Here is a 13,141-nt window from a genome sequence, read left to right as displayed (position 1 = left end):
CCTAGGTGATCGTCGACGGTGGGAGCGCACCGAGCGTCACCGTCGACGGAGCAGGAAACCGAAGAAACGCTGTTCGGCGCCCGTGCACGGGCGACGAACAGCGTTCTCGGTGATGCTCCTACAGGTGATGCTTCTACAGGTATTGCCCGGTGTTGGACTCGGTGTCGATCGCCCGCGATGCGCTCGCGGTCTTCCCGGTGACCAACGTGCGGATGTAGACGATCCTCTCGCCCTTCTTGCCCGAGATCCGCGCCCAGTCGTCGGGGTTGGTGGTGTTGGGCAGATCCTCGTTCTCGGCGAACTCGTCGACGATGGAGTCGAAAAGGTGCTGAACACGAAGACCTGGGGTACCCGATTCCAGGACCGACTTGATCGCGTATTTTTTCGACCTGTCGACGATGTTCTGAATCATTGCGCCCGAGTTGAAGTCCTTGAAGTACAGAACTTCCTTGTCTCCGTTGGCGTAGGTGACCTCGAGGAACCGGTTGTCCTCGCTCTCGGCGTACATCCGCTCGACGACACGTTCGATCATCGCGCGGATGCACGCAGCACGATCGCCACCGAATTCGGCAAGATCGTCTGCGTTGACCGGGAGTGAATCGGTCAGGTACTTCGAGAAGATGTCCTGAGCCGATTCTGCGTCGGGCCGCTCGATCTTGATCTTCACATCGAGCCTGCCGGGTCGCAGGATCGCCGGATCGATCATGTCCTCGCGGTTGGATGCACCGATGACGATGACGTTTTCCAGCCCCTCGACGCCGTCGATCTCGGCGAGAAGCTGCGGAACAACGGTCGTCTCGACGTCCGAGGACACCCCCGAGCCGCGAGTACGGAAGATCGAGTCCATCTCGTCGAAGAACACGATGACAGGCGTGCCCTCCGATGCCTTCTCGCGTGCACGTTGGAAAATGAGTCTGATGTGCCGTTCGGTTTCACCGACGAACTTGTTGAGCAGTTCGGGGCCTTTGATGTTGAGGAAGAAGGACTTCGCCTCTTTCGCATCCTGTCCGCGTGCCTCTGCGATCTTCTTGGCGAGCGAGTTCGCGACCGCCTTCGCAATCAGCGTCTTGCCGCACCCGGGAGGTCCGTAGAGCAGCACGCCCTTCGGTGGCCGCAACGAATACTCGCGAAACAGATCCTTGTGCAGGAACGGGAGTTCCACTGCGTCCCGGATCTGTTCGATCTGGCGACCCAGGCCGCCGATGTCCTCGTATCCGACGTCGGGAACCTCTTCCAGCACCAGGTCCTCGACCTCGGCTTTGGGAACGCGCTCGAACGCGTAGCCGGCCTTGGTGTCCACCAACAGCGAGTCGCCGGGGCGCAGTTTGCGTGACGGCTCGTCGGGGTCATCCGGTGAATCGTCGTTTGCCATCTCGTACAGAGGTTTGGCCAACCACACAACACGCTCCTCGTCGGCGTGCCCGACGACCAACGCGCGGGTGCCGTCACCGAGAAGCTCGCGGAGAGTGCTTATTTCACCCACCTGCTCGAACGATCCGGCCTCCACGATCGTGAGTGCTTCGTTGAGTCGAACCGTCTGGCCCGGTGCGAGCGTGCCGGCCTCGATGTTGGGCGAGCATGCCAGTCGCATCTTGCGACCGGATGTGAAGACGTCGACGGTGTCGTCCTCGTGGACGGACATGAGAATTCCGTAGCCGCTCGGCGGTTGCCCGAGACGATCGACCTCCTCCCGCAAGGCGATCAACTGTTGACGGGCTTCCTTGAGCGTGTCCATCAACTTGGAGTTGCGCAGCGACAGAGAGTCGATGCGTGTCTCCAGTTCGCGTACGTGCTCCGGTGACTCTCCGAGTTGACCGAGTTGGCGTCTGAGCGACGCCGCCTCGATACGCAAGTCTTCCAGTTCCGCTCTGGCCGCAGCCGAATCCGGATTGTCTGTTGAGCTCATGAGCGACTCCTCCCAGTGAAGATCTGTCAACGCTACCGGCACGAGCGCAAAAGTGCGTGTGGACACGTCCCGGTGGTGTTGCTTACCTGGCAAGGCAGCAACGACGAAGCCGAGTTCGGCCATGTTAGCCTCGCCTGACAAAGCCGCGCCTGCGCTTTACGAGAAGGAGCCTTCACCAGTGAAAATGCAGAAATCGGTAGCAGTGTTGGCGGCCGCCTCAGCCGCGATTCTCATCGCTGGATGCAGCTCCGGCGATGATTCCGATCACGCCGATCACATTTCGGATTCCTCGGCCCCGACGATCTCGGAGACGACCGAAGCTGCGGCCGCGCCTGCCCCGACAACGGCAGAGCTGACCCAGTCACTGGCTCTCCTCGTCGACCCGAACGTCGATGCGGCTACCAAGGCGGACACGATCGAGAACGGTCGCACCCGTCTCGCAAATCTCGAACAGATGACAGCGGCGTTGGCGAACTACGGCGCCATCACGTTCGAGGTGGACACCCCGAGCGTCGAAGGCGAGACCGCAACCGCGCCCGTGACCATCGCGACCACTCGCGGTGCCACCGCACCTACCCCGAACACCTGGGTTCTGGTCGACGGCAGATGGAAAGTGTCCGACGCGAGCGCGTGCCAAATCCTCGCGATGGGTCAAGCCCCCTGCGTCTGATCCTCGATCGGTAAGTTCCTCAGCGCGGACGTGCCGACCAGAATCGCTCGCCGCCGCGCCCCGAATGGGCGCGGCGGATCATTGCCCGCAACTGCCGGTCGCCACCCAGTTCCGCCGTCTGCGTCTGGTACTTCTCGACTGCCGCGAGTTTGGTTGTTTCCTGTTCGTCGACGCTCTCGGAGTGCATCGTCCACACGAGATCGCCGTCGAACAGCTCGGTGCTCGCCGGTCCCCGACCGAACAGGGCGATGCATTCCGTTCGTAGGCCTGCAATCGGGCTCGCCCATCCCGCGGCGCTCCTGACATCGAGGGGCGCCTGCGCCGTCACCGGATGACGCCGACGCGCCAACTCCGACAGCGCATAGAAGTCCTCGTAGAACCACACGCGGTCGAAGGCATCGCACGCCCGAGCGGCGTGAAGCGCAGCGACGGCTACCTCGACGTGGTCGACGTGATTCCCGACGCCGAGGGGTGCCAGCAGCTCGACATCCTCGTCGGCGAGAATCTCGAGGACAACCTCGCGAACGGAGTCCAATTTGCCGAATTCGTTTGCGCTTGCCGGGGTCCGGAACACCTGGATCAATCGCGACAGCGGCGGATCTCTGAAAATCCGCTCGTGAAACCCGATTCGTCGGGCTTGAACCCCCAACACGCCCATCGCCTCGTCGTCCTCGCGGATTCGAGTGGAATAGTCGCCGAACACCCGCAGCTTCGGTGCAAGCGTCGGCAGCTCGGGTCCCGCGGTGAAGAACGACACGACCGATGCAGGCGCGCCCTCGGCGATACGCCCAGCCAGATAACCTCCCGCGGACAGCGCCGCGTCGTCGAGATGCGGGGATAGTGCAACAGTCCTGCTACGCGCGCCGAGGCTTCGAGTTTCCGGCACCGCGTCAATGCCCGGAGCGTGCGCGATCGATTGCGTCATGTACGACGGACGCGAGTTTGAACATCTGTGACTTTTCGGACGATCGTTCGGCCAGTTCACGCGCTCGCAGCCCGAAAGACCGGCGAACGTCCGCATCGGTCATCGTTTCGATGGCTCCAGCCCACTGTTCCGCGTCGTCTTCGATCACGATTCCGGACTGGCCGTCGACCAGCACCGCGTTGACGTGCGGGTCGCATCCGATCATTGGAAGTCCCTCGAGCGCAGCCTCGTTCAGCGCCATCGCCTGCGAATCCGCCCTCGACGGAAACACGAACACGTCCGCGCTCGAATAGACCGCCTGGAGCTCGTCATGGGGGAACGGACCGATCAGATCGACGCGGTCGTCGAGACCCAGCTCGGTAACCAACGCACGAAGTCGGCGGACCATGTGTCCTTCGCCGCACAATGCAAGGTGGACATCGACACCTCGATCAGTTGCGTGCCGCACAGCGTGGATCAGCAGTTCGACATTCTTCTCACGAGAGAAGCGGCCGACATACAGCAACCGCAATCGCCCCTCCGGCCACTTCACCGTGACGGGCGAGTCTCGAACCGGAAGCCTGTCGACGCCGAGTGGAATGGTGTGCACCGGAACGGTCATGTTCCAGGAGTCCACCTCCCGCCGCATCTTCTCCCCCAACACGACTATCGCAGCCGCCTCCGAGTAGATGGCGCGGATGCCGTGCACAGTGATCACGCCCGCGTGGCGACGTGTGCGGAATGCTGCCGCCATCGCCTCACGCCGCCAGAAGGCACTACGTACCGGCGCGCTGAGCAGATGTAGGCCGAGGAGCTTCGATGCAGCGGACGCCATCGCTCGAAACGAACCGAAGTATTCGGCGATCGAAGACATGTCGCTCGAGTGCACGACCACGAGCGGAATGCCATGGATGGACGCAGTGGCGAGTCCCAACGTCCCCACCCGAAGCGGGGTGGCGACGATGATGGCGTCCGGCCTGTCGGGACCCACCCGGCGCAACTCCGCCAGTAGGGAGAAGCGGGCGTGCCAATCACCGGGGTACCCCACATTCCGCATAGTCCTGAAGGTGACCGAGTCGGAATCGTGGGTCCTTCTCGCCGATCCCGAGGGGGCGAACAACCGAGGCGTCAATCCGAAGGCGGGTAGTGCACGCTGCCAGTTGTCGGCCATCAGTGACGCCCCTGCGACGACACCCGGCGGCAGGTCGTTGTAGATCCACACCGTTCGATTGCTGTGATTCGACGACATCGTCGACCCCCTCCGGCCAAACCTGCATTTCTATAGAACAGGTAAATACTAGACCGGATGCTGGTTTTCAGGCACCGAAACGGGCGCGTGGGTCGTTTAATCTTGAAGTAGAGCCCTGATCGTCGATCAGCCTTTACCGGAACGGCGTTGAGGTTTCGGAGTGACGGTGCCCTCCGCCAACTTACGTGCGGAGATCAGAAATGCAGTGTGCCCCTGCATGCGGTGCTCGGGACGCACTGCGAGTCCCACGACGTGCCAACCTCGCACTATCGACTCCCATGACCGAGGCTCGGTCCAGCATTCCTGTGCGCGCAGCGCTTCCACCACGCGTGAGAGCTGGGTAACCGTGGCGACGTAGACGATGAGCACACCACCGGGCACCAGCGCATCGGCGACCGCAGGCAATGCGTCCCACGGTGCGAGCATGTCCAGCACGACCCGATCGACGGTTTCGCCTGGGTGGTCGACCCCGAACTGGTCGATGTCCGCCACCGTCAGATCCCAGTTCGCCGGACGATCACCGAAGAACGTCTCGACGTTCTTCACCGCGTAATCCGCGTGATCCTGCCGGATTTCGTAGGAGATGACCGTCCCTGTCGTGCCGACCGCCCTGAGCAACGAACACGTCAGCGCGCCCGAACCGGCGCCTGCTTCCAGCACGCGTGCACCGGGAAACACGTCCCCCTCGTGCACTATCTGTGCGGCATCCTTGGGATAGATGACCTGCGCACCGCGGGGCATCGACAGGATGTAATCCGTCAGCAATGGACGAAGCGCGAGATACGGCGTGCCGTTGACCGACGTGACGACACTCCCCTCGTCCGCGCCGATCAACTTGTCGTGAGTGATGCCGCCGCGGTGGGTGTGGAACTCCTTGCCGGCATCGAGCACGACCGTGTAGTGCCTGCCCTTGCCGTCCGTCAACTGAACCCGATCACCGACACGGAACGGTCCGCTCCGTGCGGGGCCGGTCGGAAGAGCATCGAGCGTCTCGACGGTCGGGGTTTCGACTGCTGGGGTCTCGGCGGCAGAAGCCTCGACGTCGGGGGTCTCGTCCGAAGACACGCTTTCGTCCGAAGACACAGCCGACTACCTCTTTCGATGAACGGAACGGGTGAAGCCGGACCGGGGCGGACCGACACTCGGCTGTTCAGACTACGGCCTTCCGCGACGGTGTCGGTCCACGGGCTTAGTCTGCAAGGCGTGAGTATCACCGATTCTGCTGCACCGCCCGTCCCGAGGAGTCCGGTCAGGCGAAGCAAGCCTGCACTGTCTCCGTCTCGTGCAGGCGACTTCAAGCAGTGCCCGTTGCTGTACCGCTTCCGGGCTATCGATCGGATTCCGGAGAAGTCGACTCTCGCTCAGGTCAAGGGAACCGTCGTGCACGCAGCCCTGGAGGCCTTGTACGCGATGCCTTCGGAGACAAGGAATTCCGACGTAGCCGTAGGCCTGGTCGACAGCGCCTGGGAACGAGTGTGCGGAGAGTCACCCGACATCGCGGAGTTGATCACCGGAGACGAACTGACCACACTCTTGGACCAGGCTCGCATGCTGGTGACGGGGTACTACGAGATGGAAGACCCCACCCGATTCGATCCCGAATCGTGTGAGCAACGGGTCGAAATCGATCTCGCCGATGGCACTCCGCTGCGCGGATTCATCGACCGTATCGACGTCGCGCCGAACGGGATGATCCGGGTCGTGGACTACAAGACAGGTAAGGCGCCTCGTGAATTCACCGAGGCCAAAGCCTTGTTCCAGATGAAGTTCTACGCATTGGTCGTCATGCGAATGCGCGGCATCGTTCCAGCCCAGCTCAAGCTCATGTACCTCGCGGACAAGCAGTCGCTGACCTACACACCTGACGAAGGCGAACTACTTCGTTTCGAGCGGATGCTCTCGGCGATCTGGAAGGCCATTCTCGTGGCCGGCGCATCCGGCGATTTCCAGGCCAAGCGCGGAAAGCTGTGCAGCTGGTGCGATCACCAGGCTCTGTGCCCCGAGTTCGGCGGCACTCCCCCGATCTACCCAGGCTGGCCGGAGGTGTCTGCGTGACCCCGGACGCTTTCTTCGTCCCAGCCGGCTTCAGCACGGCCGGGAACGAAGTTTTCACGACTACCGAACGCACGGTGAGCCTGTGGGCGCCGACCATGCAGCACGGTGCGCCGCCGTCGGCGCTTCTGGTGCGGGCGCTCGAGCGAGTCGCGGCCCGTGACGAGGTGCGCATCAGCCGTGTCGTCGTCGAACTGCTCGGTCCCGTGCCCATCGCGGACGTCGAAGTCCGCGCGTGGGTCGAACGCCCCGGCAGGAACGTCGAACTCGTGGTGGCCGAGCTGTGGGCATCGAACACCGACAGCGGTGTGCCGCGAGCGGTAGCGCGCGCAACCGCATGGCGGTTGACGACTGCGGACACAGCTGCGGTTGCTCATGCTGCCGACGCGCACCTCGAACCCGTGTCGAAGGCAACGACCCATGTCTGGGATGGCTCTTGGAAGTCGGGCTACCTCGACAACATCGAAGTCCGCGCCCTGTCCACTATCGGCGGTTCGGGCCCGGGCGCAGTGTGGGCGCGCCCGCTCACGAGGTTGGTGCTCGGTGAAACCATGACGCCCATGGAGCGGCTGTTCTCCATCGCGGACATCGCGAACGGTATCGGCGCGAAACTCGATCTAGACCGATGGACGTTCCTGAACACCGATCTCACTGTGCATGTATTCCGTGAGCCTGTCGGCGAGTGGGTCGGCCTGTCAGCCGAAACGTCCACGGGCCCGGATGGATTCGCGATGTCGGCAGGAGTACTGCACGACGAGCGTGGCCCGCTGGGGCGCATCGCACAAACTGTCCTGGTGCGAGCGCGCCCCAGCTGACCGGGCTCGAGGTCTCTAGAACGCCCGGCAGGACCGGATATCGGATGCCAGAATAGCTTTCGCGCCGAGGTCTGCGAGATCATCCATCACGGTATTGTGAGCCTTGCGAGAGACCATGGCGCGCACCGCGATCCAGTTCTCGTCTGCCATCGGCGACAGAGTCGGCGACTCGATTCCCGGCGTGATCTTGACAGCCTCGTCGAGAATGGCTTTGGGGCAGTCGTAATCGAGCATGAGGTATTGCTGCGCGAACACGACACCTTGCACTCGCGCTATCAACTGCTTACGAGTCTTGTCGCTCTTGTCTCCTCCGGCGCGCTCGATCAATACGCCTTCCGAATCGCACAACGATTCGCCGAACGCGACCAAATTGTTCTGGCGCAGCGATCGACCCGATTCGACTACGTCGGCGATGGCGTCTGCGACGCCGAGCTGGATGGAGATCTCCACTGCGCCGTCGAGGCGGATGACCGTCGCTTCGAGTCCGCGCGCCTTCAGGTCGGCTTTGACCAAGTTCGGGTACGACGTCGCGATCCTGAGCCCACCGAGATCACCCGTCGACCATTCTTTGCCCTGCGGGGCTGCGTAGCGGAAGGTCGAACGACCGAAGCCGAGACCGAGGAGCTCCTCGACCGGTGCTCCTGAATCGATTGCGAGGTCGCGGCCGGTGATGCCTAGGTCGAGCTGGCCCGAACCGACGTAGATTGCGATGTCTTTGGGGCGGAGAAAGAAGAACTCGACACCGTTCGCTGGATCGAGAACGGTGAGATCTTTCGAATCGCTGCGGCGTCGATAACCCGCCTCGCGAAGAATTTCGGCGGCGGATTCGGAGAGCGCACCCTTGTTGGGAACTGCTACACGCAACATTGCGAGGTCCTTTGGTCGGAAAAGTCAGATGCCGGGGCAGAGCTCACAGATGTCGGTAGACATCGTCGAGCGTCAGGCCACGTCCCACCATCAACACCTGAACCCAGTACAGCAGCTGGGAGATCTCCTCGGCCAGCGCGTCGTCACCTTCGTGCTCGGCGGCAATCCAGACCTCGCCCGCTTCCTCGATGATCTTCTTACCCTGCGCATGTACGCCTGCATCCAACGCAGCGACGGTGCCAGAGCCTTCGGGGCGTGTGGCAGCGCGGTCGGTCAGCTCGGCGAACAGGGAGTCGAAGGTTTTCACAGTGGGAGATTCTGTCATGACGAGGCCGTTCGACGCGCATCGCACCACACCGACCGGAACCCTTCCGCATCGAGACCGACCAGAGTGTCGCGAACCACGTAACCCGGCTGCGCTGCAACAGCGATCTCGGAGGGAACGAGCAGCACCGAGCATCCGGCGCGATGAGCAGACAGCGAACCCGTCGGTGAATCCTCGACTGCGAGGCAATCCCCCGTGTTCAGGCCGAGCAGCGACGCACCACGAAGGTACGGCGCCGGGTGCGGCTTGCCCTCGTCGACCTCGTCTCCGCTGACGGTGGCGTCGAAGTACTCGCGCCCGATCGTTTCGAGCGCATTCTCGACGAGACCGCGTTCGGTGTTGGTGACCAGTGCAGTCTTCAGTCCCATGTCGCGAGCGAGCTGAAGTGCGTCCTTGGCGCCCGGACGCCATGGAATACCCTCCGAGAACAGTTCTGCCACCCGTTCGGTGAGCCAGTCGCGACCCTTGCGCAACGTCTCGGCGGTCTCCTCGGTGCCGGTGTGCGCGTAGATCTTGCGCAGCGCGCCCTGCATCGAGTTCCCGAGAGTGCTGGAGCGCACCTCCGCGGTGAGCTCGCGTCCGAGGTCCAAGGACAGTTCGGCAACGGCGACGTCCCAGATCTTCTCCGAGTCGAGCAGTGTGCCGTCCATGTCCCACAGGATGCCCTGCAGACTGAGCGCAGATGTGTCAGACATTGAAATACTTGGCCTCCGGGTGGTGAAGAACGAATGCGTCGGTGGACTGCTCGGGATGCAGCTGTAGCTCCTCCGACAATTTGACGCCGATACGCTCGGGCTCCAAAAGGGCGGCGAGTTTGATGCGGTCTTCCAGATCCGGGCATGCGCCGTAGCCGAACGAGTACCGCGCTCCGCGGTATTCGAGTTTGAAGAACCCCTCTGCCTCCTTGGGGTCCTCCTCGGCCACACTACGACCGTCGGTCAGCCTCAGTTCTTCGCGCACACGGCGATGCCAGTACTCGGCGAGCGCCTCGGTCAACTGCACTCCGATTCCGTGGACTTCGAGATAGTCACGGTACGAATCGGCTGCGAACAGCTCGTTGGCGAAGTCTGCGATCGGCTGTCCCATGGTGACGAGATTCATCGGCAGAACGTCCACCTGGCCGGTGTCACGTGCGGATTCACGCGACCGGACGAAGTCCGCGATGCAGAGGAATCGATCGCGCTGCTGCCGGGGAAAAGTGAACCGGAAACGCTCGGCTGCCTCGGGATTCGGCTCGGTGAGCACCACGACGTCGTCTCCTTCGGAGACCGCCGGAAAGTACCCGTACACCAGCGCCGCGTGCGCGAGGATTCCGTCTGTGCTGAGCCGGTCGAGCCAGTACCGCAGGCGCGGCTTGCCCTCGGTCTCCACGAGATCCTCGTACGTCGCGCCCTCGCCTTTGCGAGCACCACGTAGTCCCCACTGTCCCAAGAACAACGCGCGCTCGTCGAGGAGACCCGAGTAGTCCGACAACGACACGCCCTTGACGATCCGGGTACCCCAGAACGGAGGTGTGGGCGTCTCGACGTCGGTGGCGACGTCCGACCTCGCCGGCACGACGACCGGGGCCGCGGCTGCTTTTCGTTGTTCCGCGATTCGCCTGGAGCGCTCATGGCGAACCTTGCGTTCCTCGGTTTTGGCCTTGGCTTTCAGAGCTTCCGGACTGTCCGGCGCCGGTCCCCCGCCGCGTTTGGTCGTCATGATCGTGTCCATCAGAGCCAGGCCCTCGAACGCGTCACGGGCGTAGTGGACATCACCCTGGTAGACGTCCTGAAGATCGTTCTCGACGTAGGACCGAGTCAGTGCCGCACCGCCCAGCAGGACCGGGAATTGCTCGGCGACGCCCTTGTTGTTGAGCTCGATGAGGTTGTCCTTCATCACCACGGTCGACTTCACCAGCAAACCGGACATTCCGATGACATCTGCGCGCTTGTCGATAGCCGCTTCCAGGATGGTTGCGATCGGCTGTTTGATCCCGAGGTTCACCACCTCGTACCCGTTGTTGCTCAGGATGATGTCGACGAGGTTCTTGCCGATGTCGTGTACGTCGCCCTTGACGGTGCCGAGCACGATGCGACCTTTTCCGTCGTCGTCGGATGCCTCCATGTGCGGTTCGAGATATGCCACAGCCGCTTTCATGACCTCTGCCGACGCCAACACGAACGGCAGCTGCATCTGACCGGAGCCGAACAACTCACCGACGGTCTTCATCCCCGACAGCAACGTGTCGTTGATGATCTCGAGCGGCGGCTTCTCGTCCATGGCCGAGTCGAGGTCGGCGTCGAGACCGTTTCGCTCGCCGTCCACGATCCGTCGCTCGAGTCGTTCGAACAAAGGAAGCCGACCGAGCTCCTCGGCGCGTGATTCTCGCGCCGAGGCCGCCGAGACGCCCTCGAACAACTGCATGAGTTTCTGCAGGGGGTCGTATCCTTCGGAGCGGCGGTCGTAGACCAGGTCGAGTGCGGTCTCGCGTTGCTCGTCCGGAATCTTGTTCATCGGCAGGATCTTCGATGCATGCACGATGGCGGTGTCGAGGCCGGCCTCGGTGCATTCGTGCAGGAACACCGAGTTCAGCACTTGGCGTGCCGCAGGATTGAGCCCGAACGAGATGTTCGAGAGTCCGAGTGTGGTGTGCACTTTCGGGAACTTGGACTTGAGTTGACGGATGGCTTCGATGGTTTCGATACCGTCGCGTCGAACCTCCTCCTGACCGGTCGAGATGGGGAAGGTCAGGGTGTCGACGATGATGTCCTCGTGCCTCAGCCCCCAATTCTCGGTGATATCGGTGATGAGACGCTCGGCTACCCGGACCTTCCACTCCGCAGTACGCGCTTGGCCTTCCTCGTCGATCGTCAGAGCCACGACGGCAGCGCCGTGCTCCTTGACCAGCTTCATGATCTTCTGAAAGCGCGAATCGGGTCCGTCGCCGTCCTCGTAGTTGACCGAGTTGACGGCACTACGGCCGCCTAGATGCTCCAGCCCCGCTTCGAGGACGGCAGGTTCGGTCGAATCGAGCATGATCGGCAACGTCGACGCGGTCGCCAGCCGGCTGGCCAGTGCCGACATGTCGGCTGCCCCGTCTCGGCCCACGTAGTCGACGTTGAGGTCGAGCATGTGCGCGCCGTCGCGCGTCTGGTCCTTGGCGATGTCGAGGCACTTCTGATAGTCCTCCGCGAGCATGGCGTCGCGGAAAGCCTTGGAGCCGTTGGAGTTCGTGCGTTCCCCGATCATCAGGATACTGGCGTCCTGTTCGAACGGTACAGCCGAATACAGCGACGCCACGCCCGGCTCGGGAACCGGAGCCCGTTGCGCCTTCTGCGCCCCGTGCACCAAATCCGCGACCTGACGGATGTGCTCGGGGGTGGTGCCGCAGCAGCCACCGACGAGGGACAATCCGTATTCCGAGACGAAGCCGCCGAGTGCAGTTGCGAGTTCGGGGGCAGTCAGAGGGTATTCCGCGCCGTTCGCGCCGAGCGTCGGCAATCCGGCGTTGGGCATCACCGACACCGGCAACGTCGAATGCTTCGACAGGTGGCGAAGGTGCTCGCTCATCTCGGCGGGACCAGTCGCGCAGTTCAGGCCGATCATGTCGATACCGAGCGGTTCGAGAGCCGTCAGCGCCGCGCCGATCTCGCTACCGAGCAGCATCGCACCCGTCGTCTCGACGGTCACGTGCGTGATGATCGGAATGCGTACGCCGAGACGATCCATAGCGTGCTGGCTGCCGATGATGGCGGCTTTGACCTGAAGCAGATCCTGGCAGGTCTCGACGAGGATGGCGTCGGCACCGCCGTCGATCATCCCGAGGGCTGCCTCGACGTAAGCGTCGCGAAGCACCGCGAACGGCGCGTGACCGAGTGTGGGCAGCTTGGTTCCGGGTCCCATGGATCCGAGAACGAAGCGATCCATCCCGTCGCGTCCCTTGCCCATCTCGTCGGCGGCCTCGCGCGCGAGCTTGGTCCCCTTCTCGGACAGCTCTCGGATGCGGTCGGAGATGTCGTAATCGGCGAGGTTCGGCAGATTGCAGCCGAACGTGTTGGTCTCGACAGCGTCCGCGCCTGCGTCGAAGTACGCGCGATGGATCTCGCGCAGCACGTCGGGACGAGTGTCGTTGAGGATCTCGTTACAGCCCTCGAGGCCGAGGAAGTCGTCGAGCGTCAGGTTCGCGTCCTGCAGCATCGTTCCCATCGCCCCGTCGCCGATGACAACGCGAGTAGCTATCGCATCGAGCAGGCTCGTCTTGTGTGGCGCAGGCATCCCTACAGACTAATGGGCGTGCCACCGTGACCACGACAGCGCGGGCTGGTCGTACGCTGTCGTGGTGAGTCCCCGAAACCGAGACGGCAACCTCCC

General features: G+C 62.9%; 11 protein-coding genes. 3 read left to right on the top strand and 8 right to left on the bottom strand.

Going from position 1 to position 13,141, the window contains the following annotated elements; genetic code table 11:
• Positions 1-133: 133 nt before the first annotated feature.
• Positions 134-1,906: a proteasome ATPase gene (gene arc / locus D8W71_RS17045; protein WP_121119410.1), complete on the bottom strand. Its 1,773-nt coding sequence runs from the start codon at positions 1,904-1,906 to the stop codon at positions 134-136.
• A 184-nt stretch (positions 1,907-2,090) separates the two neighbouring features.
• Here arc and D8W71_RS17040 point away from each other — a divergent pair, with 184 nt between their 5' ends.
• Positions 2,091-2,576, top strand: a complete 486-nt coding sequence (locus D8W71_RS17040; protein ID WP_121115003.1) for a hypothetical protein — start codon at positions 2,091-2,093, stop codon at positions 2,574-2,576.
• A gap of 19 nt (positions 2,577-2,595) precedes the next feature.
• Here the strand turns inward: D8W71_RS17040 and D8W71_RS17035 are convergent, their stop codons facing one another.
• From D8W71_RS17035 to D8W71_RS17025, 3 genes are all read right to left on the bottom strand, one after another.
• The gene (locus D8W71_RS17035) at positions 2,596-3,501 is read right to left on the bottom strand and encodes a PIG-L deacetylase family protein (protein ID WP_161965465.1); all 906 of its coding nucleotides are present in this window, start codon (positions 3,499-3,501) and stop codon (positions 2,596-2,598) included.
• Positions 3,467-4,729, bottom strand: coding sequence for a glycosyltransferase (locus D8W71_RS17030; RefSeq protein WP_121115001.1), 1,263 nt, complete (start codon positions 4,727-4,729; stop codon positions 3,467-3,469). Before D8W71_RS17030 ends, D8W71_RS17035 begins: the two co-directional genes overlap by 35 nt.
• A 126-nt stretch (positions 4,730-4,855) precedes the next feature.
• Complete coding sequence (locus D8W71_RS17025; protein ID WP_121114999.1) at positions 4,856-5,812, bottom strand: tRNA (adenine-N1)-methyltransferase; 957 nt, start codon at positions 5,810-5,812, stop codon at positions 4,856-4,858.
• A 120-nt stretch (positions 5,813-5,932) separates the two neighbouring features.
• Here D8W71_RS17025 and D8W71_RS17020 point away from each other — a divergent pair, with 120 nt between their 5' ends.
• Positions 5,933-6,784: a RecB family exonuclease gene (locus tag D8W71_RS17020; protein ID WP_236077473.1), complete on the top strand. Its 852-nt coding sequence runs from the start codon at positions 5,933-5,935 to the stop codon at positions 6,782-6,784.
• Positions 6,781-7,596 (top strand): thioesterase family protein, encoded by an 816-nt coding sequence (locus D8W71_RS17015; RefSeq protein ID WP_236077472.1) that lies wholly within the window; start codon positions 6,781-6,783, stop codon positions 7,594-7,596. Before D8W71_RS17020 ends, D8W71_RS17015 begins: the two co-directional genes overlap by 4 nt.
• A 15-nt stretch (positions 7,597-7,611) precedes the next feature.
• On the opposite strand, the gene hisG is transcribed toward D8W71_RS17015, so the two are convergent.
• Genes hisG through metH form a run of 4 tightly spaced genes read right to left on the bottom strand, consistent with a single transcriptional unit; the run spans position 7,612 to position 13,045 of the window.
• Positions 7,612-8,463 carry an ATP phosphoribosyltransferase gene (gene hisG / locus D8W71_RS17010; protein ID WP_121114995.1) on the bottom strand — a complete coding sequence of 284 codons (852 nt, stop codon included), beginning with the start codon at positions 8,461-8,463 and terminating at the stop codon, positions 7,612-7,614.
• Positions 8,464-8,506: 43 nt separating this feature from the next.
• Positions 8,507-8,788, bottom strand: a complete 282-nt coding sequence (locus tag D8W71_RS17005) for a phosphoribosyl-ATP diphosphatase (RefSeq protein ID WP_201265111.1) — start codon at positions 8,786-8,788, stop codon at positions 8,507-8,509.
• On the bottom strand, positions 8,785-9,483 hold the full coding sequence (locus D8W71_RS17000) for an HAD family hydrolase (protein WP_121114994.1): 699 nt from the start codon (positions 9,481-9,483) through the stop codon (positions 8,785-8,787). Before D8W71_RS17000 ends, D8W71_RS17005 begins: the two co-directional genes overlap by 4 nt.
• Positions 9,476-13,045 (bottom strand): methionine synthase, encoded by a 3,570-nt coding sequence (gene metH / locus D8W71_RS16995; protein ID WP_121114992.1) that lies wholly within the window; start codon positions 13,043-13,045, stop codon positions 9,476-9,478. The genes D8W71_RS17000 and metH overlap by 8 nt, the downstream gene beginning before the upstream one ends.
• Positions 13,046-13,141 lie beyond the last annotated feature (96 nt).

The organism is Rhodococcus sp. P1Y, assembly GCF_003641205.1.
Classification (GTDB): domain Bacteria; phylum Actinomycetota; class Actinomycetes; order Mycobacteriales; family Mycobacteriaceae; genus Rhodococcoides.
The sequence above is the reverse complement of the archived record's forward strand: the minus strand, read 5'-3'. Positions and strand labels throughout refer to the sequence as shown.

Excerpts from the sequence above, each read along its gene's own strand:
- arc (WP_121119410.1), bottom strand. The coding sequence starts at position 1,906 with ATGAGCTCAACAGACAATCCGGATTCGGCTGCGGCCAGAGCGGAACTG.
- metH (WP_121114992.1), bottom strand. The coding sequence starts at position 13,045 with ATGCCTGCGCCACACAAGACGAGCCTGCTCGATGCGATAGCTACTCGC.
- D8W71_RS17040 (WP_121115003.1), top strand. The coding sequence starts at position 2,091 with ATGCAGAAATCGGTAGCAGTGTTGGCGGCCGCCTCAGCCGCGATTCTC.
- hisG (WP_121114995.1), bottom strand. The coding sequence starts at position 8,463 with ATGTTGCGTGTAGCAGTTCCCAACAAGGGTGCGCTCTCCGAATCCGCC.
- D8W71_RS17005 (WP_201265111.1), bottom strand. The coding sequence starts at position 8,788 with ATGACAGAATCTCCCACTGTGAAAACCTTCGACTCCCTGTTCGCCGAG.
- D8W71_RS17030 (WP_121115001.1), bottom strand. The coding sequence starts at position 4,729 with ATGTCGTCGAATCACAGCAATCGAACGGTGTGGATCTACAACGACCTG.
- D8W71_RS17035 (WP_161965465.1), bottom strand. The coding sequence starts at position 3,501 with ATGACGCAATCGATCGCGCACGCTCCGGGCATTGACGCGGTGCCGGAA.
- D8W71_RS17000 (WP_121114994.1), bottom strand. The coding sequence starts at position 9,483 with ATGTCTGACACATCTGCGCTCAGTCTGCAGGGCATCCTGTGGGACATG.